22 protein-coding genes are annotated in these 24929 nt (G+C 63.5%); 4 read left to right on the forward strand and 18 right to left on the reverse strand.

What is annotated here, in order from left to right:
- Positions 1-37: 37 nt before the first annotated feature.
- From AC4PTT_RS17585 to AC4PTT_RS17615, 7 genes are all read right to left on the reverse strand, one after another.
- Positions 38-3079 (reverse strand): aminotransferase class III-fold pyridoxal phosphate-dependent enzyme, encoded by a 3042-nt coding sequence (locus tag AC4PTT_RS17585; RefSeq protein WP_492161764.1) that lies wholly within the window; start codon positions 3077-3079, stop codon positions 38-40.
- 166 nt (positions 3080-3245) lie between these two features.
- Complete coding sequence (locus AC4PTT_RS17590; protein ID WP_113154133.1) at positions 3246-3893, reverse strand: cysteine hydrolase family protein; 648 nt, start codon at positions 3891-3893, stop codon at positions 3246-3248.
- Positions 3884-4678, reverse strand: a complete 795-nt coding sequence (locus AC4PTT_RS17595) for an N-formylglutamate amidohydrolase (protein ID WP_492161765.1) — start codon at positions 4676-4678, stop codon at positions 3884-3886. The genes AC4PTT_RS17590 and AC4PTT_RS17595 overlap by 10 nt, the downstream gene beginning before the upstream one ends.
- A complete protein-coding gene (locus AC4PTT_RS17600; protein WP_113154131.1) occupies positions 4675-5568 on the reverse strand; it encodes a branched-chain amino acid ABC transporter permease in 894 nt (297 codons plus the stop codon). The genes AC4PTT_RS17595 and AC4PTT_RS17600 overlap by 4 nt, the downstream gene beginning before the upstream one ends.
- Positions 5568-6275 (reverse strand): ABC transporter ATP-binding protein, encoded by a 708-nt coding sequence (locus tag AC4PTT_RS17605; protein WP_492162622.1) that lies wholly within the window; start codon positions 6273-6275, stop codon positions 5568-5570. The genes AC4PTT_RS17600 and AC4PTT_RS17605 overlap by 1 nt, the downstream gene beginning before the upstream one ends.
- Positions 6276-6294: 19 nt before the next feature.
- Positions 6295-7449, reverse strand: coding sequence for an ABC transporter substrate-binding protein (locus AC4PTT_RS17610; protein WP_113154129.1), 1155 nt, complete (start codon positions 7447-7449; stop codon positions 6295-6297).
- A 35-nt stretch (positions 7450-7484) separates the two neighbouring features.
- Positions 7485-9266, reverse strand: a complete 1782-nt coding sequence (locus tag AC4PTT_RS17615) for a branched-chain amino acid ABC transporter ATP-binding protein/permease (protein ID WP_113154128.1) — start codon at positions 9264-9266, stop codon at positions 7485-7487.
- Between the two features lie 117 nt (positions 9267-9383).
- Between AC4PTT_RS17615 and AC4PTT_RS17620 the strand changes: the two genes are divergently transcribed.
- Genes AC4PTT_RS17620 through AC4PTT_RS17630 form a run of 3 tightly spaced genes read left to right on the forward strand, consistent with a single transcriptional unit; the run spans position 9384 to position 12910 of the window.
- Positions 9384-10238, forward strand: coding sequence for a MurR/RpiR family transcriptional regulator (locus tag AC4PTT_RS17620; RefSeq protein ID WP_113154127.1), 855 nt, complete (start codon positions 9384-9386; stop codon positions 10236-10238).
- Positions 10228-11541, forward strand: a complete 1314-nt coding sequence (locus tag AC4PTT_RS17625) for a glutamine synthetase family protein (RefSeq protein WP_245447748.1) — start codon at positions 10228-10230, stop codon at positions 11539-11541. Before AC4PTT_RS17620 ends, AC4PTT_RS17625 begins: the two co-directional genes overlap by 11 nt.
- Positions 11542-11593: 52 nt before the next feature.
- Entirely contained in the window at positions 11594-12910 is a 1317-nt protein-coding gene (locus AC4PTT_RS17630) for an aspartate aminotransferase family protein (protein WP_492161766.1), read from the forward strand.
- 20 nt (positions 12911-12930) lie between these two features.
- Here the strand turns inward: AC4PTT_RS17630 and AC4PTT_RS17635 are convergent, their stop codons facing one another.
- The 11 genes from AC4PTT_RS17635 to AC4PTT_RS17685 form a co-directional block, all read right to left on the reverse strand.
- A complete protein-coding gene (locus AC4PTT_RS17635; protein ID WP_492161767.1) occupies positions 12931-14352 on the reverse strand; it encodes a hypothetical protein in 1422 nt (473 codons plus the stop codon).
- Between the two features lie 7 nt (positions 14353-14359).
- Complete coding sequence (locus AC4PTT_RS17640) at positions 14360-15967, reverse strand: GMC oxidoreductase (RefSeq protein WP_492161768.1); 1608 nt, start codon at positions 15965-15967, stop codon at positions 14360-14362.
- Positions 15964-16392 carry a hypothetical protein gene (locus AC4PTT_RS17645; protein ID WP_206544573.1) on the reverse strand — a complete coding sequence of 143 codons (429 nt, stop codon included), beginning with the start codon at positions 16390-16392 and terminating at the stop codon, positions 15964-15966. Before AC4PTT_RS17645 ends, AC4PTT_RS17640 begins: the two co-directional genes overlap by 4 nt.
- Positions 16393-16442: 50 nt before the next feature.
- A complete protein-coding gene (locus tag AC4PTT_RS17650; RefSeq protein WP_113154121.1) occupies positions 16443-17138 on the reverse strand; it encodes a phytochelatin synthase family protein in 696 nt (231 codons plus the stop codon).
- On the reverse strand, positions 17120-17422 hold the full coding sequence (locus tag AC4PTT_RS17655) for a c-type cytochrome (RefSeq protein ID WP_113154120.1): 303 nt from the start codon (positions 17420-17422) through the stop codon (positions 17120-17122). The genes AC4PTT_RS17650 and AC4PTT_RS17655 overlap by 19 nt, the downstream gene beginning before the upstream one ends.
- The gene (locus tag AC4PTT_RS17660; protein WP_492161769.1) at positions 17403-18941 is read right to left on the reverse strand and encodes a multicopper oxidase family protein; all 1539 of its coding nucleotides are present in this window, start codon (positions 18939-18941) and stop codon (positions 17403-17405) included. Before AC4PTT_RS17660 ends, AC4PTT_RS17655 begins: the two co-directional genes overlap by 20 nt.
- Positions 18942-19018: 77 nt before the next feature.
- Positions 19019-20530, reverse strand: a complete 1512-nt coding sequence (locus AC4PTT_RS17665) for a hypothetical protein (protein WP_113154119.1) — start codon at positions 20528-20530, stop codon at positions 19019-19021.
- Between the two features lie 272 nt (positions 20531-20802).
- Positions 20803-21561, reverse strand: coding sequence for an iron ABC transporter ATP-binding protein (locus AC4PTT_RS17670; RefSeq protein WP_432515892.1), 759 nt, complete (start codon positions 21559-21561; stop codon positions 20803-20805).
- Entirely contained in the window at positions 21558-22526 is a 969-nt protein-coding gene (locus AC4PTT_RS17675; protein ID WP_420507142.1) for an iron chelate uptake ABC transporter family permease subunit, read from the reverse strand. The genes AC4PTT_RS17670 and AC4PTT_RS17675 overlap by 4 nt, the downstream gene beginning before the upstream one ends.
- Entirely contained in the window at positions 22519-23502 is a 984-nt protein-coding gene (locus AC4PTT_RS17680) for an ABC transporter permease (RefSeq protein ID WP_245447746.1), read from the reverse strand. The genes AC4PTT_RS17675 and AC4PTT_RS17680 overlap by 8 nt, the downstream gene beginning before the upstream one ends.
- A gap of 25 nt (positions 23503-23527) precedes the next feature.
- Positions 23528-24460 carry a siderophore ABC transporter substrate-binding protein gene (locus AC4PTT_RS17685; protein WP_206544568.1) on the reverse strand — a complete coding sequence of 311 codons (933 nt, stop codon included), beginning with the start codon at positions 24458-24460 and terminating at the stop codon, positions 23528-23530.
- Between the two features lie 175 nt (positions 24461-24635).
- Here AC4PTT_RS17685 and AC4PTT_RS17690 point away from each other — a divergent pair, with 175 nt between their 5' ends.
- On the forward strand, positions 24636-24917 hold the full coding sequence (locus tag AC4PTT_RS17690) for a DUF2218 domain-containing protein (protein ID WP_113154114.1): 282 nt from the start codon (positions 24636-24638) through the stop codon (positions 24915-24917).
- Positions 24918-24929: the final 12 nt, after the last annotated feature.

Genomic DNA, 24929 nt, shown 5'->3' on the forward strand with positions numbered 1-24929 from the left:
CCTTTTCGCAGGCCCTGTCAGGCCCGGTCAGACCCGGTCAGATCTTGGCCACCGCCTCGAAACTTTCTTCCAGAACGCCGAGCAGATGGTCCGCATTGGCCCTGGAGAAGATCATCGAGGGGCGCATCTTCAGCACATTGTCATGCGGCCCTTCGGTGCCCATCAGAACGCCCCGCGCCCGCGCCTCGTTGCAGATGGCGCGCGCCGTCGCCGTGGCCGGAACCTTGCTCTCACGGTCTTCCACCAGTTCGATGCCGAGGAACAGGCCCATGCCGCGCACATCGCCGATCACGGGGTAACGCGTCTGGAGTTCGGCAAAGCCGGCTTTCAGATAATCGCCGATTGCCGCCGCGTTCTCCCGCAGGCCGTCGCGCTCGATCGTGTCGATCACCGCAAGCCCCACCGCGCAGGAAACCGGGTTGCCGCCGAACGTATTGAAATACTCCATGCCGTTCTGGAAGGATTCCGCGATCTCCCGGCGCACCACCAGCGCGCCCATGGGGTGACCATTGCCAATGGGCTTGCCCACCGTTGCGATGTCCGGCACCACGCCCTGCGTCTCGAATGCCCACCAGTGGCTGCCGATGCGTCCAAAGCCCACCTGCACCTCGTCGGCAATGCAGATGCCGCCTGCCGCGCGCACCATGCTGTACACCTCGTCCAGATAGCCTTCCGGCATGAACACCTGCCCGGCAACGCTCGGGATGGATTCGGCAATGAAGAAGCCCGGAGCCTCGCCCTTGGCCGCCATGGCGTCGATCTGCTCGCCCACGCTGGCGGCAAAGCGCTTCGCCAGCTCCTCCTGCGGCCAGTCGGCCGGCGCGCGATAGGCGTCCGGCAGGTCGGCCACGTGAACATGCGGCCTGGGGCCATGCCCGCCCTTGCGGCGGAACTTGTAGGGGCTGAGATCGATCAGCTCCTGCGTCGTGCCGTGATAGGACCAGTCGAGAACGATGGCGTTCTCCCGGCCCGTATGCGCCCGCATCATGCGCAGCGCCAGACTGTTTGCCTCCGAGCCCGAATTCACGAAGGCCGCAATGCCCAGCTCCTTCGGCATGGTCGCCGTCAGCCGCTCCGCATAGGCGACGATGTTGTCGTGCAGATAGCGCGTATTGGTGTTCAGCGTCGCCGCCTGTGTGGCGAGCGCCTCCACCACCGCCGGGTGGCAGTGGCCCAGATGGCAGACATTGTTGAAGCAATCGAGATAGGCGCGGCCCCGGTCATCGATCAGCCACACGCCCTCGCCCTTCACGAACTTGATCGGCTCCTCATAGGAAATCGACAGGTTCGGCAGGAGCAGCGACTGACGCTTCTCCACGATCTCGGCCTTGGAAAGCCGCCCCGCATCAACCGCCACAAGCCCGGCAAAGTCGCTGGCGTCGGGGAACAGTTCCCCCCACGTTTCCAGATAGCGCGTCTCGCCGACGCCCAGAATGTCGTCGGCGCTCATCGTCGTGTCGCAGGAAATCTGCAGGTGCAGATGGGGCATCCAGCCGCCATTTTCCTTCGGCCCGCCCATATGGGCCAGAAACGCGCCGGCCTCGACCCGGTCGCCCACCTTCAGACGGTCCGCAACCTCATGGGCAAGATGCCCCCACAGCGACAGGAAGGCCGGGCCGTCTTCCGGCTCATGCTCCAGCACCATCACCGCGCCATAGCCAAGCCGCGCGGCCTCCACGCCCACTTCCTTCACCGTGCCGGCAAGCGGCGCATAAAGCGCGGCTCCCGCCGGCAGGAAAAGATCGAGCCCCAGATGGCGCCTGCGGCGCTCGCCGGCGATCAGGCGGGATTCGAAAATCTCGCTGGTGTAGACGCCGCGCTCCTCGCCCCATGGGCCGATGCCCAGAATGCGCGTCGCGTCGCCCACCGCGTCTTCCCAGAGCGCCTGCGCCTCGTCCGGCCGCTCTTCAGCCGAGGCGATGGCAATTGGGTCGCTCTGATCGCCAAGCGGCACATGGGCGGTCGGATAGCTCGCCGCCGCGCGCACCAGCACCGGCGCGAAATTGCGGCGGTTGTCCGCCAGCCAGCCCTTCACCGCGCGCGCGCCGGGCATCGCCTCGAAGCCGCAGGCATTGCGCAGAATGGCCGTGGCGAAACGCGGGTCCATTGCGCCGAGCCGGCGCAGCAGGTCCCATGCGGGCTTTTCGCTCACCGCGAGATAGGGATTGTCGGCCACTTCCGACTGGCGGCTGGCCGAAATCGTCACCGAGGTGACGAGCCGCATGGCGACAAGATCGAACAAAAGGTCGACCTCTTCTTCACGCAGCGGATACTGCGCATGGAAACCGGCCGCCAGCGCGCCGATGGCCCCCAGCGGGTCGTCGCAGTCAAGCGCGCCGTATGCGCCGGCAATGGCCACTTCGCAGATCAGCGCGCTGTAGAGCGCATCGCCGAAATCGATCAGGCCGCAGATCTTCGTGTGATCCGCCGGATCGACCAGCACATTCCAGTCATTGGCGTCGTTGTGGATCACCCCGCCGCGCAGGCAGGAGAGCCGTGGCAGAACATCGGCTTCGAAACGGTCGATGAAGCGCTCTGCCAGCGCGCGGTCATCCGCATCCCGGATCTTGTCCAGCCGCGCGCGGCTGTTGCCGGCAAGGCGCAGATCCCAGTCCAGCGGGCGCACCGCGCCGGGATGCATGAAACCGTTGAGCGCATTGTTGAACCGGCCGAGCAGTTCGCCGAGGCTCTCCATGGCCGCCTCGCTGCGCGGCGCCTCGGCAAGCGGCATGCCCTCGATCCAGCTGACAAGCCGCAGCCGGTGCGTTCCGCCACTGGCGGAAACCGCCTCGCCAAGCGCCTCGCCTTTCAAGGTCGGCAGGAGCGCCGGCACGGGCAGGTCGGGCGCGTGCCGGGCCATGTGCTGCAGGAGCGCCGTCTGGAAATCGCTTTCCAGGGCGGGTTCAGCCGCATTGATGATCTTGAAGATGAACGCGCCTTCCGGCGTCTTCACCCGGACATTCTGGTCCCGCTCGCTTTCCAGCGCCGAAAGCGCGCCTTCGATGCCATACACATCCAGCAGAAGCCGGCGCACCTCTTCCTCGGAAAAGCGCGGAACCGTGTCGAGAATTGCAGTCATTCGCCCTAATCTCCCAAGCGCAGCTCTGGATCGTCCTGCATCCACCCGGACGCACAGGAACGATCTGGACCGGGCGGCAGACCTGTCATCCACCCATGCCTGCCCGGCCCGATGCCGCTATCCGTTTCACGATGCGGCCCCGTTCGCAAGCCGCCCGGGCGAAACGTCACACAGCTTTCGACTTCAGTTCCGCGATCAGCTCCGCCGTCGTCACCTGCCGGCAATAGCCCTTGATGGTGCGCAGCGAATTGTCGTGCCGCTCCTGGCTGTAGGTCAGGCAGGCATCCGTCACCTGCGTCACCAGATAGCCCAGATCGCAGGCGTCGCGAATGGCGCTCTCCACGCACTGATCGGTGATCAGCCCGCAGATGATGAGCTGCTTCACGCCAAGATTGCGCAAAATGTAGTCGATATGGGTCGAGACGAAGACCGACGAAGAGGATTTCGGCAAGACGATCTCGTCTTCGCCCGGCGCGATCTGGTCGATCACCTTGCCGTCCCAGGAGCCCTTGGCCACGTTGAAGCCGGTGATCTTGTAGTCGAGGCTGCGGTCGCGCCCGTCCAGCGTCAGGCTTTCGATGGTGGTGTACATCACCTCCACGCCGGCGCTGCGGCAGGCCGCCTGCAGCTCCTGCATGCGCGGGATCACGTCTGCGTCGAGCCGGTCGAAATACCAGCGGTATTTTTCCTCAAACGTCTTCTCGTCGAGATCGGCGAATTCCGCCCCTTTCCTGTGGGCGCTGAAATTCTGCACATCCACATAGAGGATCGCTGCCTGGCCCGGCTCGATGGGAACGTTGCGCGTCAGTTCCATTCCTGTAACTCCGTTACGAAGCGATGCACGACGGCGGTCATGAGCTTTGCCCACTGCGCCTGTCCGACGGCATCTGAGATGAGATCATTGCGAATTTCAATCAGGCTGTGCGGCAGACCGCTCAGCTCGCCATGGCGCGGTACGAACCAGTCCGACTCGTCGTCAATCGTGTAGGGCTCGTTCATGCCCACCGTCATGTCCGGCGCGTTTTCCAGAACGAGCTGGCGCAGGCGCTCGGAAGTGTGCACGTCCTTGCGATAGAGAAAGCTGATTTCCCAGGGGCGCGGCACGCCATCCTGAAGCTGCGGGTTGAAACTGTGGATCGACAGGATCGCCCGGCAGTGCGGCGCTTCGCGCATCATCGTCACCGCCGCATTGAACGGCTCGAAAATCTCGCGCGTGCGGTGGGCGCGCGCCTCATCGCTCAAGGAGCGGTTGCCCGGCACGATCACGCCATCGCTTACCTCCGGCATCGCGTCGGGCGCTTCCGGCGGGCGGTTGCAGTCGATCACCAGCCGGCTGTAGCTCTGAAACACTGCCGGCGCGCCGAGCTGTTCGGCCATCAGCCGCGTAACGGCGGCCGCACCGATGTCCCAGCCGATATGCGCCTCGCGCGCATCGTCCGAGAGGCCGAGCCCGTTCAGGGCTGCCGGCACCGTCTTGCCCGCATGCTCGCAGACCAGCAGCACCGGAAAGCTGCTTTCCTGATTGATAATGGTGACCGGGTTCGGGTCGAGCGACGACAGAAGCCGACCGCTCTCTCCGACAGATGTGTGAAGGCTCATACTTTCTCCGCCTTGAGGGCTGGCGAGGGGATAAGGCCGTTCGGGCGGAAGATCAGCACGAGAACGACCAGGCAAAGGGCGATCGGATCACGGAACTCCTGCATGCCGGCAGGCAGGTAGGCAGCCAGGTAGATCTCGATGAAGCCCAGAAGGAAACCGCCGGCCACCGCACCGCGCAGCGAGCCGAGGCCGCCCAGAATGGCCGCGATGAAGGCCTTGAGAACGGGCGTGAAGCCCATCAGCGGATCGACCGAAGCGCGCTGGCTCACCCACAGCACGGCGGCAACGCCGGCCAGGAAGCCCGACAGCGCGAACGCGCCGGCAATCACCGTGTTGGCGCGGATGCCCATGAGGCGCGCCACCGAGAAATCCTCGGCTGCCGCCCGCATGGCGATGCCGATGCGGTGATGCTTCATGAAGCGGTCGAGGAAGATCAGCATGACGATGGTGGTGGCGATGGCCGCAATCTTGTTGACGCCGATCACCAGCCCTCCGAAGCGCACGCTTTCAGACAGGATTTCCGGCACCAGAACGGCCTGCGAGCGGGCGGAAATGAAGTTCTGGAACAGAACCTGCAGGATCATCGAGACCGCGAAACTGGTTACCAGCATGGTCGCGCCGGAGGCGTTTCTGACCGGCCGGAAGGCAATGCGCTCCATCACCACGGCGGCCAGCACCGCCGCCGCAATCGCCAGCAGAATGGAGAAGGCGAACGGAACGCCGGCCAGCCCGCAGGCCATCAGGATATAGCCGGCGATGGTCATCAGCTCGCCATGGGCGAAGTTGATCAGCCCCATGGTCGAGAAGACCATGGCAAGGCCCAGCGCCAGCAGCGCATAGGTACCGCCCAATGCAAAGGCATTGACGGTTTGCTGTAGAAACAGATCCATTACTCGGCCCCCAGATAGGCAGCTTGCAGCGTTTCGGAATCGCGCAGTTCCGCAGCGGTGCCGGAAGCAGCGATGCGGCCGCTGGCCATCACGTATCCACGATCCGCGATTTCGAGCGCCATCGACACATTCTGTTCGACGACCATCAGCGTCACGCCCTGCTTGCGCAGAACGGTGATCAACTCGAAAATCTGCTCGACAATCTTCGGCGCGAGCCCCAGCGACGGTTCGTCAAGCAATAGAAGACGCGGATTGCTCATCAACGCGCGGCCAACGGCCAGCATCTGCTGCTGGCCGCCTGACAGCGTTCCAGCAAACTGCTCACGGCGCTCATGCAGGATCGGGAACAGATCGAAGACCCGCTCCCAGGCGGCTTTCACCGCCGCCTTGTCCCGCATCGAATAAGCGCCCATGAGCAGGTTCTCCTGCACGCTCAGCGTGCCGAAGACGCGCCGCCCCTCGGGCGACAGCGTCATGCCCAGCGAGGTGAAACGCTCCGGCGCGCTGCCGGTCACGTCCTGCCCCGAAAAGACAATCTTGCCCCCGCTCGCCGGCGCAAGGCCGACCAGCGCGTTGAGCGTGGAGGACTTGCCCGCGCCATTGGCGCCCAGAAGCGCGATGATTTCACCTTCATGCACATCCAGGTCGATACCGCGCACCGCCTGAACGGCGCCGTATTGCACCTGGAGTGACTGGACGGACAACAGCGCAGACACGAGCCCTACCTCACTGAACGCGGGGTTCGGGGATGAGCGAAGCATCCGGCGTCGGCTGGCCGATAAGCTCACGCTCACCGTCCTTGACGCGGATCAGGCTCACCGAGCGCAGCGGCATGCCGTTGGTGCCCTTGTAGGTGATCGTGCTGGTCGCGCCCTGCACGTTCTCCAGATTGGCAATGGCGTCACGCAGCGTGTTCGCATCGGTGGAACCGTCTGCCGCGATCACGGCCGCTTCCAGCACCTTCACCAGATCGTAGCCAACCGCGTTGAACACGGTCTGCGGGGCCTCGCCGTTCACCTCTTCGAACTTCTTGTTGAAGGCTTCCAGCTCGCTGCCCTCGGTCGGGTGACCAGCCGTGGTGAAGACGAGGCCTTCGGCCACCGCGCCAAGCGAGAAAGTGGTCGGGCTGTCGATGCCGTCGGAACCGATCATCTGGCTTTCCACGCCGGCTGCGCGCAGCGCCTTCAGCATGGAGGGGAAGTCCGGCTCATAGGTCGAGGTCATGATGACATCGGGTTGCGGGTCGAGCGCCGCGATACGCGTTGCAATCGCTGAAAAATCCTGCTGGCCGATCGTGTGCGTGTCCTCGCCCAGCATCTTGCCGCCGAGCTTCTCGAACACTTCCGCGAAATAGAGCGGCATGGTCGTGTACTGCGTGTCGGGCGAATAGATGATGTAGGCGCTGCGGTGGCCCTCGTCATAGGCCCATTTGGCCGAAACGGTCGCCTGCACATTGTCGCCGGGGAAGTTGGCGAACATGTAGTCGCCGCCGATCTGCGGCAGCGTCGGCGAGGATGCGCAGGTGGAGATCGCCGGGATCTGCGCATCGGTCACGACGCCGATGGCCGCCAGCGACGGGTCGGCGTCACACGGCAGCACGATCACGGAGACACCCTCATCCACCAGTTCCTGGGTGGCGATGGAGGTCTGCGCGGCGTCGGAGCGCACGTCCTTTTCCAGAAGCTCGATCTTGATCTTGCCGTCAATGCCGCCAGCAGCGTTGATCTCGTCGACCGCGATGTGAATGCCGTCGATCACCGGCGTGTCGAACGGCGCGAGCGCACCGGTCTGCGCCGTGGCGACGCCAACGCGCAGCGTTTCGGCAGCCGCCGGAAGCGCCATGGCGCTGGCGAGAAGCGTGGATATGAGCAGCTTGTTCATGTCAGTTCCCTTTTTTCTTTTTTCGTTCGTTTCGATCAGGCGGTCTTGCCCGGCCCCAGATAAGCTTCGATGACCGCCGGATTTTCGCGGATTTCCGCTGGCGCGCCATCCGCGATGAGCCGGCCTTCGTTGAGCACGACGATGCGGTCGCACAATTCGTTGATCAGCTTGAGGTCGTGATCCACCAGCACCACGCCGAGCCCCAGATCCGCCGACAGCACTTTCAGCCGGTCGATCAGATCGTCGGTCTCTTCGCGGTTCATGCCGGCAGCCGGTTCATCGAGCAGAAGCAGCGTCGGCTCACAGGCCAGCGCCCGGGCAATTTCCACCCGGCGCTGCTCGCCATAGGACAGCGTTCCCGCATCCTCGCCGGCGCGCTCATCGATGCCCAGCCGCGCCAGTGCCGCGCCCGTGCGCTCTTCCGCATTCTTTCCGCCATGGGTGGAAAGCGCTGCCGCAAGCACGTTCTGGTAAACGGTCAGCGTCGGGAACAGGCGAATGTTCTGGAACGTGCGCGCAATGCCGTAATCGGCGATCTTCTCCGGGGCCACGCCTGTGATCGAGCGGTCACCCAGAACGACATCTCCCTCGGTCGGTTTCAACACGCCGGAGATGATGTTCAGGAGCGTCGTCTTGCCAGAACCGTTCGGCCCGATCAGGCCGAGAATCTCGCCCGGATTGACGGCAATGCTCACATCGTCGACCGCGCGCAGACCACCGAACTGCATCGCCACATGGTCGACTTTCAGCCGGTCGTCGCTGTGGCGTTTTGCAAGCGCCTCGGCCCTGCCGCGCTTCGGCTTGTAGGGGAAGACGCGCTCCTCCCACTCCTTCAGCCCCATCACGCCTTCCGACATGCGGAACATGGCGAACAGGATGAGCAGGCCGATGCCGATCTGCGTCGTGCCGAACACCGCCGGCAGTTCGAAACCGCCAATGCTCATGCCGCTTTCAAAGCGCCGCAGGATCTCGGTGATGACCGTGATCAGAATGGTGCCGGAGATCGCACCGGTCACCGTCGTCATGCCGCCGACGATCAGCATCGCCAGAAGCAGGAACGTGTCGTGGAAATAGAATTTCTTGGGGCTGAACGCACCGAGAAAATGGGCGATCAGCGCGCCCGAAAGCGCCATGATTGCGGCACTCAGAACCCATGCGATGAGCCGCTCGCGCTGCACGTTGATGCCGACGGCCTTGGCCGCAATCGCGTTCTCGCGACCGGCTCTCAGGCGCAGACCAGACAGGGAGTCGCGATACCAGCGCGCCGCGATCAGCGCGATCACGCAGGCCACCGCCGCCACCAGAAGCGTGGTGTCGCGCGGCACGCCGAAGAAGGACTGCGCGCCCCGCGTCACGTCGCGCCAGCCGATGATCACGCCATGCACGATCACCAGAAGGCCAAGCGTTGCGATGGACGCCGCCGAGCCTTCCAGCCGGCCGATGGCGATGCCAATCAGAAGCGCGATGATCGCCGTTACCAGAACGGCGACGATGATGGCCGGAACAAGCGAGAGTTCGGTTGCCGCGAGCCAGTCGGGCAGCCCGCGCAGCGTCGCCATTTTCAGCCCCGCCGGCAGCGTCAAAAGGCCCGACACATAAGCGCCGATGCCCATGAAGGCCAAATGGCCGAAACTCAGGATACCGCTGTTTCCGCTGTAGACGCCAATGCCCGTAACGGCGATGAGCGAGATGAAGAAAACCGTGAGCACGCGCTCAGCGGCAGCGCCGAAAAGACCGGCGATCACAACGCCCGCCACCGCCAGAACAACGATGGCGAGAGCGGCGGCAATGAAGTGCTGGCGCGATGACGTGAACATGAACTCCCCTCTTGCTCCCCTGCCCTTTAGCTTTGATATTATTTTTTCACAGTCAACCAAAAATTTTCATATTGACTTATGATTTTCAAAATCGTCTGTTCGCCTTGGAGGAGATCAATGCAAGTCAGACAACGGTTGGAGAACCTGTCGAGCGAGCTCACGGCGACCGAACGGAAGCTGTGCACCGCGCTGTTGCTCGACTACCCCTATGCGGGCCTCGACACGATCCAGGACCTGGCGAAGAAGACCAAGACGTCTCCGCCATCCATCTCGCGTTTCGTCACGAAACTGGGCTTTCACGGCTATCAGGATTTCCAGCGTCATCTGATCGACGAGATCCGGCAGTCGAACCGCTCGCCGCTGGATCTGCATGTGGGCGACCGCGCCATACAGGGCGACTTTCTGGAAGATTTCGTGGCCCGCGCGGTCAATCTCATTTCCGCCTCGGCATCGGCCACGACAAGCGCCCAGTTCGAGCGCGTCTGTGCGCTTCTGGGCGATGAAAAGCGCAACATCTACCTCATCGGCGGACGCATCAGCGATGCAATCGCGCTCTATGTGTCACGCCATCTCCGCCAGGTCAGAAGCGGCGTCTTCCACCTGCCGGCAGACCCGGAAGTGTGGCCGGAATATCTGCTGCGCATGCGCTCGAAAGACGTGCTGTTCGTGGTCGATTTCCGCCGCTACCAGCGCAAGCTTTCAGAGCTGGCGCGCCTTGCCCGCGAAGAGAGCGGCGTCCAGATCGTCGTCCTCACCGACAAGTGGATGTCACCCGCCGCCAACCACGCCAACGAAGTTTTCGCCACGCCCATCGAAAGCGGCACTGTCTGGGACAGCTACGCCGGCGCGATGGTGCTGATGGAGGCCATGCTCACCCGCATCGCCGAAACCAACTGGGACAAAACCCGCAAACGCATCGAAGCCTGGGACTCGCTCCGCTTCGATCATGGAGCACGCGACGATGATCAGTAATCCTCTCATGTTCGCCGCCACTTCGGACTTCTCCGGCGTGACGCGCGGCAAGGCGTTCCCCCTGAAGGAAATGGAAAAGCGCTTCCGGCAGGGTGTCGGCTGGACGCCCACCAATGTGCAGATCACCTGTTTCGACGCCATCGCCGACAGCCCCTTCGGCTCCTTCGGCGACCTGATCCTCGTGCCCGATGCAGACACTGCCGTGACGCTTGATCTGGAAGATGGCGGCCCGGTGGAACGCTTCGTTCTGGGCGACATTCTCGACCTTGAAGGCACGCCCTGGAGCTGCTGCACGCGCTCGATCCTGAAACAGGCCCTCAAGCGGCTCGAAGATGTCTCGGGGCTCCGCCTCATCGCCGCGTTCGAGCATGAATTCCAGACCCGCGAAACGCCGCCCGGCCCCGGCGAAGCCTTCGGCCTTGCCAGCTTCGCCAATCACCGCGCCTTCGGCGAAACCGTCATGGCCGCGCTGGAGCTGGCGGGCGTCAAGCCCGACACGTTCCTGAAAGAGTATGGCGCAGACCAGTTCGAGGTCACCAACGGTCCCGATCTCGGCGTCACCGCCGCCGACACGGCCATCAAGGTGCGCGCCGTCACCCGCCTCGTCGCCGAGCGCATGGGCCACCCGGTCACCTTCGCGCCGATCTGCGATCCCGCCGGCGTCGGCAATGGCGTCCATGTGCATATGAGCTTCATCGACGAGAACGGCGCGCCCGCCACCTACGACCCCGATGCGCAATGGGGCATGTCGGAAAAGACCGGCTCCTTCATCGCCGGCATCCTGAAATACATGGACAGCATCATCGCGCTCACCGCGCCGTCTGCCATCTCCTATCTGCGCCTCACGCCGCATCGCTGGAGCGCGGCCTTCAACAATCTGGGCTATCACGACCGCGAGGCCGCCGTGCGCATCTGCCCGGTCACGAGCGCCAGCCCCGACAGCGCCGCAAAACAGTACAATTTCGAGTATCGCGCAGCCGATGCCGCAGCCTCCCCCTATCTGGTGCTCGCCGCCCTCGCCCATGCGGGTGCACAGGGCATCGAGGAAGGCCTCGCCGCCCCGCAGGTCACCGAAGAAGACCTGTCCCTCCTTTCCCCCGACGCGCTGTCAAAGCGCGGCTTCGTGCGCCTGCCGCAGTCGCTCGACGAGGCGCTTGACCGGCTTTCCGCCAATGAGCTGGTCGCGCAGTGGCTCGGCAGCGAGGCGGTGGAAACCTATGTGAAGCACAAGCGCGGCGAGATCGACCAGACGGCTGATCTCGATCAGGCAGAGCGCTGCGCCCGTTACAAGGCCGTCTACTGACGGCCTTTGGGGGCAACACCCGACACACGGAAACACAACAGGGAAAGCAGGCATGAACGGACTGTACGACCGCGAAAGCCGCAGCGTTTCAACGCTCGCCCATCTGCGTTTCTTTCCGCAGGCCGTGACCGGCGGAAAGGGCAGTCTCCTGCGTGGCGATGACGGGCGCGACCTTCTCGATTTCGCCGCTTCCTGGGGCGCGGCCAGCCTCGGCCACGGCCACCCGGCCCTTGCCGAAGCCGTCAACCGCGCGCTGACCGATCAGGCGGGCGCGAGCTACCTTTCCACCGCCAACGAGCCCTGCGTTCTTCTGGCCGAGAAACTGCTCTCCATCGTGCCGGAGCGCGCCGCTGGCCGTGTCTGGTTCGGCCATTCCGGTTCGGACGCCAACGAGACCGTCGCCCGCGCCGTGGTCGCCGCGACGGGCCGCAAACGCATCCTGTCCTTCAAGGGCGCTTATCATGGCGGCACGGTGGGGTCGGTGGCCATTTCCGGCCACCCCGCGCAGGGCGGCATCGACAAGGCATCGGGCCTGAGCCTCGTTCCCTATCCCGATGCCTACGCCGCCGGCAGCCCCGAGGCGGCCGCCAGCGCAGCACTTGCGCATCTCGAAGAGCTTTTCGCTACCACCGTCCCGCCGGAGGAAGTGGCGGCCTTCTTCATCGAACCGATCCAGTCCGATGGCGGCATGCTGGTGCCCCCGCCCGGCTATTTCCGGGAAATCCAGGCGCTCTGCCGCAAACATGGCATTCTGCTGGTCTGCGATGAGGTGAAGGTGGGGCTCGGACGCACCGGGCGGCTTCACGCCTTCGAGCACAGTGACATCGAGCCCGACATCATTGTTTTCGGCAAGGGGCTCGGCGGCGGCCTGCCCATATCGGCGGCGGTCGGCCCCGAGGCGATCATGAACCACGCCTCCGCCTTCTCCTTCCAGACGCTTCACGGCAATCCCGTCTGCGCGGCGGCGGGCCTCGCCGTTCTCGACACGATCGAGCGTGAAAACCTCGTCGCCAATGCAGCCAGCGTGGGCGACACGATGCTCACGGCGCTGCGCGATCTTCAGGAAAGGCACGAACTTATCGGCAATGTGCGCGGCCACGGTCTTGCGCTGGGTGTCGAGCTGGTCAGCGACCGTAACGCCCGCACACCGGCCATCGAGCAGACCGCGCTTGTCGTCTACCGCGCCTTCCAGCTCGGCCTCGTCATCTACTATGTGGGCATCAACTCCAATGTTCTGGAGTTCACCCCGCCCCTCACCATGAGCGAGGACGAGGCGCTGCGCGGCATCGCCATTCTCGATCAGGCGCTGGGCGATGTGGAGGCCGGACGGGTGGACCCGCAGCTTCTGGAGCACTTCGCCGGCTGGTAGCCCCCCCCCCCGCGCCGCGCTCATTGCTGCGCGGTCGGGCTTTTCGCACCTTCCGCCGCAATGGCGTCGGGCGATGCCTCTTTCGCAAAAAGGAACGGCATCGCCACCACCACCAGAACGGCCTGCAACACGAAAACGCTGGAATAGACCGCATCCGGCGCAAAGCTCAGCATCTCCATCACCTGTATCAGGATCTCGAAGAGTTCCAGCCCCACTTCCGTCCCCACGATGATCACGAAGGCGATGAAGAGCGACAGATGCGCGTTCTTGCCTGCCGCGCCGGTGACCGCAAAAACGGCAGCCGTCGTCAGCAGCCCCGTGCCAAAACCGGTGAGCGCCTTCGACCCCAGATAGACCTCGTAATAGGGATAGCCGAAATACAGCATGTAGGAGCCGAGGCCCGCCGCCGTGATCACCGCGCCGGCGAGCATCAGCGCCCGCTGGATCGGCATGCGCGCTAGGATCGCCGTCGCTCCCATGGCCGCCACCACCTGCGCCAGCGCGCCAATCGTTGCCCGGTCGGCAATCAGCGTGTTGGAGCACATGTGCTTCACCAGATAGGCGGTGTCGTAAAAGCCCGTGGTCGCCACATTGACGAAAAAGAGGAAGGCGAACACGCCAAGCGTCGCCCCTTCGACGGGCGCTCGCGGAGCCTGTTCCGCAGCCCTTCCCCGCCGCGCCCGCACAACGAGATAGGCAAGGCTCGCCGCGAACAACCCGGCTGCAATCTGCGTTTCCGGCGCACTGATGCCCGAGAGCGACACCAGCGTTGTCACCGCCTCGAAGGTGATCAACACGGCAAGAACCGGAAGAAGCGCGAAGCTGGCGGCCTTCTCTTCCCCTGCCTCGCCCGCCGTTTCCTTCACGGGTTCGCGCACCATCCAGAGGCCCAGCATCAGCAGGAAAGGCACCATGGCGAAGCCGGCAAAGAAGATGTCCAGCCCATAGCGCGGCGCAATCACCCGGACGAGTTGCGGCGTGACCAGAAACGCCGCCGGCATGGCCACCGCCCACACACCCGTCAAAAGCTTGGAATGCCGCTCGCCGCCCCACACGGTCATCATTTGTGCAATGGGCGCGAGCGCCGCCAGCGAAAAGCCGATCAGTGGAAACAGCACCACCACCAGCGCCTCACGCGTTGCGACCGGCGGCGCAACCCAGAAAAGCACCGCCAGCCCAAGGCTGGAGACCCCCGCGATGAGACACATCGCAGCCGCCAGCGGCCGTGCCGGAAAGCGCTGGATCAGCCGTGGCGTGATCAGAAGCGACAGAAGCACCGCGCCCAGAAGCAGCTCGATGATCACCGAGGTCTTGTTGACGGAAATTTTCAGAAAGCTCGCAAACGTCCCTTCCGAGACGAACACGGTGGAGCTGACCACCGAACGCAGCCCGTTGCCGAGCAGCACCAGGAGAAGCAGCAACGGCAGCGCGGCCTTGTTCATGCAGGTTTCAGCCCTTGTTCAGGTGCTCGGCCAGCCGGATGCCCATGGCGGCGATGGTCAGCGACGGCGCGTTGACCGGCGCGCTCACATGGGTCGAGGTGCCGAGAATATAGAGGTTCGGGTGCTGGTGCGTCTTCAGATCCGGCCCCACGACCGAACGCTTCGGGTCGGTTCCCATGCGTGTGGTGCCGGCGATGATGGCGTTGGAGAGATAGGGCGTATCTTCCTTGATGTCCTTCGCCCCCATCAGGCCGAGCACCTTCTGGTTCACCTCCCGCGCCACAGTGATGCCAGCCTGCGTGTAATCATCGACCGTGAAGTTGATGCGCGGGCGCGGCACACCGGACGTGTCCATCTTGTCTGAAAGCGTAACGCGGTTCTCCGGCACGCCCAGCGTTTCCGCCGAGGAGTTCAGCCGCACATGGCGCGAAATCTGCGCGTTGAGCGTGTTGACCAGCTCCGCCCCGCGCATACCCTTGCCGATCAGATCGCGCGACAGTTTCTCCGCATCCGAATTGCCGCTCCAGCCATTGTTCATGAACGATGTGCCGAAGGCCGCATATTCCTTGCGGAAATCGCCGTCGCGATACTCGATGATGCCGGAGGTCTGCTGCGGCCCGCGATAGGGATAGACCGGATCCGTCACCGTGCCGGACACGTCGATATTGTACTGCGACAGGAGGTAACGCCCGACCTGGTCATGCGCGTTGCCAACCCCGTCAGGCGCAGTTTCCTGCTTGGAATTCAGCATGAGGCGCGGGTTCTCGATGGCGTGCCCGCCCAGAACGAAGATATTGCCGGTCACCTTCTGCGTCGCGCCGTCCGGGCGGCGGATCGTCAGCGACACGACCTTCTGGTCGGCCCCGATTTCAATGAAGGTCACAAGCGCGCGCAGTTCAATGCGTGCGCCAGCCGCCACCGCCTTGTCCATGTCGAACGAGGCGTCGTATTTCGCCCCGATGGGGCAGATCGGCACGCAGGTATTGTTGCCGCAGCAGGCTGGCCGGTTGTCGAAGATCACCGAGTTGCGCGCATGCGAGAAGCGCTTGGAGGTGAGCCCCATCTGATCCAGCGCCTTCTGGATCTGTAAATCCATATAGGAGGCGGGAATGGGCGGCATCGTGTAGCCTTCGCCCGGCTTGCGCGGCGCGCCCCATGTGAAGTCCGGGTCGCCCGACACACCCCAGCGCGCTTCCGCCTGCTCGTAATAGGGGATCAGCTCGTCATAGGTGATCGGCCAGTCCGCGCCCCGGCCATAAAGCGTGGCGCTCTTGAAGTCATTGGGCCGCAACCGGTCGGCAAAGCCCGTCCAGTGCCACGTCGTGCCGCCATAGATGCGCAGATACGCACCGACGAAACGCACCGGCCCCGCCTGATCGTAAAACGCGTCGTAATCCGTATCGGTCGGGTGCGGCGCCCAGTCCTGGCTTGGATAGGGGGCCTGCGGACCCTTCACCGGATTGGCGTAGAAATCGGCGAGATATTCCGAACGCGGCTTGCTGTCGCCGGCTTCCAGAACAAGAACGTCGCGTCCCGCTTCAGCGAGGCTGCGCGAAAGATGCGCCCCCGCCATGCCGGACCCGACGATCACGATATCGGCGTGCAGGTCGCTCATGCTGCCTCCCACGGATTGAGCCAATAGCCGAACTCCGGCCCCGAGCACAGGCCCGGCGCTTTGGCAAAGCTCAGCGACTTCCATCCCAGCGCGTATGGATAATTGATCATCGGCGCGTCCTTGTCGGCGGGGTCGGCCGAGCCGGTGAACAGATAGGCGGCGATCCAGCGCACCTGCTCTTCCCGGTCCCCCTCCTGCGCATCAAGCACCGTGGCGATGCCCGCGCGGCCGAAATGGGTCACCAGATCCTGCCGCGCCGGCACGCCGAACGTCTTGGTGAAATCGCGCTTCAGCGCATCGCGCAGGATCTGCGGCGTCTTCACCGGGCCAGCAATGGCCGAGACCAGCCCCTCCCAGACCGTATCGTCATAGGCGGAGCCCAGACGCGCCGCCTGCGCCACGGGCGCCACGGGCGTAAGCGCCATGGCGCTGCAGCTTCCGACGAGGAAGGCGCGGCGGGAAAGGCGCGGCCCCGTCACTGGACCGACACCTTGACGAAACCGCGCGAGCGATTGGACCCCTCGTCCACCATCATCATCGCCGCATGCAGCTTCTCGACGCTGATCCAGACCGGCGGATATTTGTATTTCGCCACATCAAGGATCAGAACGCTGTCGGTCTCCTCGTCATAAGCGCCGATGGGCGAAATGTGCCCGTCGCCTTCCTGGGGCAGTGCCTTGCGCGAATAGTTTGCGATGAAGCGCGCATCGCGGTCCTCAAGCGTTTCCCGGATCGCCGTGCGCAGTTCATCAACGGATGTCTCGTCGGCAAAATGGTGTTCCGCCGCAAGCCCCGTATTCTCGATGAACGTGTCGAGTTCGGCCAGCGTCAGCCCCTCATGCTCCACCATCGCATAGGGCTTGAGTTTCTGGTTGGCCTCGTTGAACAGCGTGTCCTGTGTGAAGAGCGTCCACGGATAGAGCCGGTCGGGCGAAGGCCGCGGAATGCCCAGCGCATTGGCCACCGCCGCCACGGTCGCCGGCCCGCAGAAGGTCAGGATCTGCTCGCTCTCCACATAGGTGGCGAGGCTGAAATAGTCGCGGTTGAGGTCGGCGTCGAGCAGGCGCTCCTCGCCCTGCTCGCTCGTCAGGTAGAGGAGGTCTTCAGCGGCAAGTGTCGGCGTTGCGCAGAGCGCGGCAACGGCCAGCGCGATCAGTTTTGTGCGAACCATTCCGAAATCTCCTTGATGTCCTCGTCGCTCAGTTCCTTGGTGTAGAAGCGCATCACATCGGCCGGCCCGCCGGTGCGGCGGCCCTCGCGATAGGCCTTGAGGGCGGCCTCCAGATAGTCGGACCGCTGGCCCGAAAGGATCGGGACACCTTCCACCAGCGGATTTCCATCCGCCGAATGACACGAGACGCAGCCCGACGCCTGTTTCGGAACGGCGTTGTCCTGCGCCTGGGCAGCGAACGGCATCAGGAGCAGTGCTGCGAGGCTAAGCCTTGATATTGACATTGAGCATCATCCCCAGGTCTTCGTGTGGAAGGATATGGCAGTGCATGACGAAGCGGCCGTCGAACTCGGTGAAGCGCATGCGCACCGTGGCCGACCCCGCAGCCGGCACGGCAATCGTGTCCTGCCAGTGCTTGTAAGCCAGCTCTTCGCCATTGATGTGCGTCACCTGCATCGGGTTCACATGCACATGGATCGGGTGCGGGAACGGGGTCGTGTTGACGAACTCCCACTCTTCCGCCGTCCCCAGACTGGCCACGATGTCGTCGCGCGAGGGATCGAATGGCTTTCCGTTGAGCGTGAACACCGTGTCCTTGTACATGCCGGGCGTGTCGGTCACGCCGAGCACGATCTGCTGGCGTTTTGAGATTTCCTCATCGGTGATGTCGGTCAGGATCTTGTTGTCGGGCAGCTCTTCCTCGGGAATGCGCGTGCCCATCTTCACGTCCGGCCCGATCCGGTCCGTATCCGCCGGCAGCACCACGACCTGCGCCATGCGCACTTCCGGAAGCGCCGTCTTGCCCTGCGAGAAGGCAGGGCGGATCAGCTCGTAGACGCCCACTTTCGGCGCCCGCACCATCACGTTCGACCTGTTGCCCGGCGCGATGAAGATGCGGTCGGTTTTCCGCGCGAAATCATAAGGGTTGCCGTCGAAACCGATCTCGAACAGGTCCAGACCGTCCAGCGTCATCGGCAGGAACTGCTCGTCGCCCGCATTCAGCCAGCGCCAGTGCTGCACCTCGCCTTCGCGCATATAGATGCGCGGCTGATATTCGCCATTCACCAGCCAGTAGCGTTCCGAATCCAGGTTCCAGATCGTGTCAAAGCTGTCGAGCTCGCCGCTTGACGGGTCCACCACCGGGCACTGGAACACCATCACCCGCTCGATGGCTTCAGCCACCTCCGGCACGTCATCCAGCGTGCCGCGCACGATCATCATGCCGCCGCAGCCAGAGGCCACCTGCACCGCCACAGAGCCATGCCTGTGCGGGTGATACCAGTAATTGCCCGCCGGATGATCCTCCGGAAGCTGAACCAGATAATTGAAGCTCTCGCCCGGATTGATCTGCAGATAGACGTTGTCGCTGTTGCCCTTGGGGCTCACATGGAAACCGTGGAAATGCAGATTGGTCGAGTTGAACTGGTTCGGCGTGTTGGTCACCGGGTCGTGGTCGCGGTTGGGCGGCATCCGGTTGTGAAGGGCGATCTCCATCTCGTCGCCCGGCGACACGCGAAAGGTCGGTCCCGGGATCTCCCCTTCATAAAGCCTGAGCTCCGCGCTCGCATAAGGCAGATCCTGCCGGGTGATGTTCATCGTCAGGTCCGTCTGGAAACGCCCGTCGACGGAGTGGATTTCGCGCGGGTTCTTCAGATCGCCTTCCATGCCGAGCGGCGAGCGCGCCGGCACGAGCCGCGGATCGTCCTTGCCCTCGGCCACTGCCGCATGGTCCGGCCGCAACACGGCCAGCGCCGCCACGGTCGCCAGAGCCGTGGAACCGAAAAGGAGGGCACGCCGGTTCATCTGCATGTGCAACATCCTGCCTTGCTTCAATCAGTTCGTATGTTTCTTGCCGCCAGCGCGCAGACCGCGCGCCGCTTTCAGTCTTTCTTTGCGCAGCGGTGCGGGCCCTGTGCGCCCACCTCGATCGGGCAGGCATTGCGGAATCCCCAGACGAAATCCGTCTGAACCGCCACCAGCCCCGGCGCCAGAACCTGGTCGCCGACACCGTAATAGGCGCTGGTGGTGAACCAGCTCGGCGCCGGCACGCCATTGGTGCTTTTGGGCAGGCCGGCGTCACTCAGATCGCTCACGAAGATCGATAAGTTCGGTAACCCCTTCTCGGTCACCGATGCGCGCGCATGGCAGCTGATGCAGGAGCTGGAATTGGTGAAGCCGGCTTCCGTCACCGAATTGCCGAGTTGCGTCGGCCGGCCCGTGGGCGTCACGAAATTCGTCTGGCTGCCCTTGAGGCGATAGTTCCGCCAGGCCGGATCGGCGGGCCTCGGCGTGCCGCTCTCATTGGCGGCTCCGGTTCCGATGCCGAGCGTCCTGAACACCGCCGCCAGCCCGTCGCGCATCTCGCTGTCGGCGTCATAGGTCCGGGCAAGATCGAATGCGACCACGGCCCCGTCCGCCATTTCCAGCTGGTTCGGCGACACGTAATTGTCTGCCGGCTCGGGCAGATCATCCCGCGCGGTCGGCCCCTCGCTCACCCGCGCCACATAACCGAAACTGTCATTGCAGCCGATCCAGTCGCAGCGGCCCTGATTGTCCACATGCTCGAACGTGGTCCAGAACCAGTTGGGCAGATCCTTCGAGGAGATGTGAAAGGACAGAAGGATATAAGTGCCGGTCTCCGGCGTGTTGCCGCCCTTCGGCAAATCGAGCGTGATGTAGTCGGCGTTCTTTTCAAGATCGATGCCCAGCTCTTTCGCCTTGCGGATGTCGAGCAGGTTCGCCTTGAGCATGAGCGAGCGGATCGGCAGGTCGATCTGGCTGAGAGGTCCCGTGCCGGCCACGCCATTGTATGGCGCATAGTGCTCCATGACGCCTGCACGTGTCTGAAAAACCCGGCCAAGCCCGTCCGTGTGATAGAGCCCGTTTGCGAAGATGTAATCGGTCATAGGCCGGTTGTGATAAACCAGCTCCACCTGCTCCGCGCCGATCACTGCGGTCTTGAGTTCCGGCGGCACGTCATCCCAGTCGATGCTGCCGTCACCATCCCGGTCGGTCTTGGCCGCATCCTCCATCGACACCTGATGCGCCTTGCTCGGCTCATGCGGTGTGTGTGCCGGCATGCCCAGCGCCGGGTCGGGGCGCACGGGGCAGTGTTCGGGATCGGGATTGTTGGAAACTTCGACCGTGCTGCAGCAGTTTTCCGTCTGGCCGGGCTCGCACACCGGCCATGGCGCGGTCGGCCACATCTGCACATCGGTCGTCCAGCGCGACCAGAATTCGCCGCGCACCGCCTCGGTGAAAATCTTCCAGGCGAAAGCATCCGGACAGCTCATGGACGGATTGCTTATCTCCGGCCCGAAGTCGAAGCGCCCTTCCCCGTCCACCGTAACTGCGCATTCCGGCGAATCACGCAGGTCCGCCAGATACTGCATCGCAAAATCAATGGAATTCGGATTGGCCGATACGGCCGAAACTGAAAGCGAAGTACTTATAAACGCTAAGAAAAAAGCCCTTTTTGCGACCCTCGCCTGATCGCAAAAAACGCGAGCCACGCGTTTTGATTGCCTCTGGTGCGCCAAAAGCCTTGTGCCCCCTCACAAGTTAGTTTTGCACCAGTGTTTATCACAAACCTTGACGGTTAGTTGAGAATAAATTCCGCAATTGAACGGTTTCTCCACTCCGCAGGCTCTGCAGATGCCGGGCTCTACAGATAATGCAGCCCCAGAAGATGCCCCTCCACCTCGCGCACCTGCACGACGGTGTCATAGATGTCCTCAAGCACCGCTTCCTGCATCAGGTCACCGGCCTCGCCCTGCAGCACCACGCGTCCGTCGCGCATCGCCACCACGTGATCGGCATAGATCGAGGCGAAGTTGATGTCGTGGATCACCACGGTAATCGACTTCTTAAGGTCGTCCGCCGTGCGCCGTAACAGCTTCATCATCGCCGCCGCGTGTTTCATGTCGAGGCTGTTGAGCGGCTCGTCCAGCAGCACATATTTGGTGTCCTGCGCCAGAACCATTGCCACGAAGGCGCGCTGGCGCTGACCGCCTGAAAGCTCGTCCAGAAACCGCCCGCGCAGGGCGTCGAGTCCCAGATAGGAAATCGCCTCGCCGATATGGCGCTCGTCTTCCACGGTCGGTCGCCCGCCCGAATGCGGAAACCGGCCAAACGCCACCAGCTCGCTCACCGTCAGGCGCATGCCCACCTGGTTGTTCTGCTTCAGGATCGCCAGCCGCTTGGCCAGCACCGCGCCCGGCGTGTCCTGCACATCCAGACCATCCACCAGAACCCGCCCCGAAGTCGGCGCGATCAGGCGCGCAACCATGGAAAGAAGCGTCGACTTGCCCGCCCCGTTCGGGCCGACAATCGCGGTGATGCCGCTCTCGGGAAGCGACAGGCTGACATCATCAACCACCGTCGCATCGTCATAGGTCTTGGTGAGGTTGTGGATGTCGATCATCGCCTGAGGTTCCGATAAAGCAGCAGCATGAAGGCAATGCCGCCGGTGAATTCGATGATGATGCTGAGCGCCGTGTCGAAACCGAACACGCGCTCCAGCACGGTCTGCCCGCCCACGAGCGCAATGATGGCAAGCAGCGTCGCCGCCGGCAGCGTGTATTTGTGCCGGTCCGTGCCCACGGCCTGATAGGCGAGATTGGCGACCAGCAGACCGAAGAAGGTGATCGGGCCGACAAGCGCCGTCGAGACGGAGACCAGAACCGCGATCATGGCGAACAGCAGCAGCACCACGCGCTGATAATCAATGCCCAGATTGATCGCCACGTCGCGGCCAAGCGCCAGCACGTCGAGCTTCGTCAGGAGCCGCCGGCTCACAAAGGCGGTCGCCAGAACAATCACCGCCGACACCGCCAGCAATTGCTGGTCGATGCTGTTGAAGCTGGCGAACAGCATGTCCTGAAGCGCGATGAACTCGTTGGGATCGAGAATGCGCTGCATCATGTGCGCCAGGCTGCGGAAGAAGACGCCGCACACCACACCGGCGAGCACGACGAGATGCAGGCTGCGCTGGCGGCTGAGAAACAGCCAGTAGAAGAGCGCCATGGACATGCCCACCATGAGCAGCGTCTCCAGAACGAAACGCAGCCGCATGTCCACGCTGGCGAGATCGCGCGTGCCCAGAAAGAACACCAGCGCCGTCTGCAGGGCCACATAGAGGGAATCGAAGCCCATCACCGCGGGCGTCAGAATGCGGTTCTGCGTCACCGTCTGAAACAGCACCGTCGCCGTCGCCACCGCATAGGCCACCAGCACGAGGCCGAGCAGCTTGGCGCTGCGAAACGGCAGCACGAAATCCCAGTTGCCCTTCACGCCAATGGTCATGAAGGCCAGTGCCGCCGCAATGGCGCCAAACGCCAGAACGACAAGCGCCACGCGGGGCCGCCGCCATGTCGGTTTTTTAGCCAAAACGCGCCCGCCGCCGCAAAAGGAGATAAAGGAAAATGCCCGAACCGAGCACGCCTGCCACCGTTCCCACCGGGATCTCATAGGGAAACCGCAGCGTGCGGCCGACAATGTCGCAGGCAAGCAGGAAGCCCGCGCCCGACACCGCCACCCAGGGCAGCGCACGGCGCAGATTGTCGCCCACCGTCATGCTCACCACATTGGCGACGATCAGCCCCAGAAAGGGCACCGTACCCGCCGTCACCACTGCCGTCGCCGAAACCATGGAAACGATGACGAGGCCGAAGGCGAGAATGCGCCCGTAATTCAGACCGAGATTGCGCGTAAAACTTTCGCCAAGCCCGGCGACCGTGAACCGGTCCGCCGCCACATAGGCAAGCAGCGCCAGCCCGCCCGCGATCCACAACAGTTCGTAGCGCCCCCGCAGCACGCTCGAAAAATCGCCATTCGTCCAGGCGGAAAGCGATTGCAGAAGATCATAGCGATAGGCGACGAAGGTGGTCATGGCGTTGATCACGCCGCCGAACATCAGGCCCAGAAGCGGTACGACGAGGCTGGAGCTTGCCGGGATCTTCGACACAAGCCGCAGGAACAGGAAGGTTGCGGTCAGCGCGAAAACCGATGCCACCGCCATCTTGGAGAGCATCGGCAGGCCGGGCGCGAACAGCGCCACCGCCAGAAGACCAAGGCTCGCAGCCTCGACCGTGCCGGTCGTCGTCGGTTCAACGAAACGGTTGCGAAACAGCATCTGCATGATCAGCGCCGCAACGCCCATCGCCATGCCCGAAAGCACGAGCGCCAGGGTGCGCGGAATGCGGCTGACGAGCAGAAGCTGGATGGCCTGCGCGTTGCCGTCACCGCTCAAAAGATCGCCGAGCGGCATGTCGGCCACGCCGATGAAAAGGCTGATTGCAGCGAGAACGATCACCACGCCCACCGCCAGCACGAGGCCGGCGGCGGGGTAGATACGTTGGGGCATGCTGGCGGCAGCTTGCATAGCCTTGTCAGTCGACTGGTGTGAGCGCCTTGGAGAGCGCGTCGACTTCTGCCTGGAGGGCAGTCATGCCGCCGCCGACCAGATACCAGCGCACGGAATCGGCATAGTAGATATTGCCTTCCTTCGCGGCCGTGGTCGCTGCGACGAGTTCATTGTCCAGCGTCTGCTTTGCCGACTGGCCTTCGCTGCCGATGGCCGAATCCCGGTCCACCACGAACAGCCAGTCCGGATTTGTCTTCAGGAGAAATTCGAACGAAACCGCCTCGCCATGGGTCGCCTCCTGCACATTCTCGACAGCAGGGATCACGCCGAGATCGTCATGCAGCCAGCCGAAGCGCGAGCCCGGACCATAGGCCGAAACCTTGCCGCCATTGGTGAGGATGATCAGGCCCTTGCCGGCATCCTTCGCCGTCTCGCGCAGCGCTGCAACGGAGGTGTTGAGCTTCTCGATCAGTTCCTCGGCCTTCTCTTCACGGTCGAAGATCACGCCCAGCTTGCGCGCATTGTCTTCCGCGCTGTTGAGGAAGTCATCCTGTGCGACCGTCAGGTCGATGGTCGGCGCAATCTTGGAAAGCGCCTCATACTGCTTGGCCGAGCGGCCCGCGACGATGATCAGGTCGGGCCTGGCGGCATTCACCACCTCGAAGTCCGGCTCGAACAGCGAGCCGACCTTGGCGTAATCGTCGCTCTTGTATTTCGACAGATAGTCGGGAAGCAGCGCGTTGGGCACGCCGGCCACGTCGACGCCCAGCGTGTCGAGCGTGTCGAGCGTGGCGAAATCGAAGGTCAGAACCGTCTTGGGCGTGTCCGGCAGAACCGTTTCGCCCTGCGCATGTTTGACGGTGATTTCGTCGGCATTGGCGTAGCCCGGCAGGAACGCCGCAAGCGCGATGGCCGAAGCCAGAAAGCGCGCGGTCAGGGAGTTCGTTCTTGTGATCATCGACATGCTCCAAATGTCAGGGATGACGGGTGGACGCCGCCTGCCGGTTTCCGTTTTGCGCGGTCGGCAACGCCCTTGTCTGGATTTCGGTTAGCAAATATGATTTCTACAATCAACTTTTCTGTGCGGACATTCCAACACTCAGTTTCAACCGCCGCTTTTCTGGAGATTTCCCATGCTGCAATCCAAAGCCGTCATCGCCACCGAGCATGCCTCGAAATATCTGCAGCAGCTCTGCAAGCATTTCGCGCACAAGGTTTCGGTCGATTACGACGCCTCGCAGGGCAAGGTTGATTTCCCCTTCGGCGACTGCCTCATGCGCGCCGATGAAACCTCGCTGACGATCGAGTGCGCCGCCAAAACGGACGAGGAACTCGCCCGCGCCCAGCACGTGATCGACGATCATCTGGCCCGCTTCGCATGGCGCGAGAAGCCGCAGATCGCCTGGAACGTGTGACGGCTTTCGGAC

Source organism: Nitratireductor sp. WH36-1, assembly GCF_058725515.1.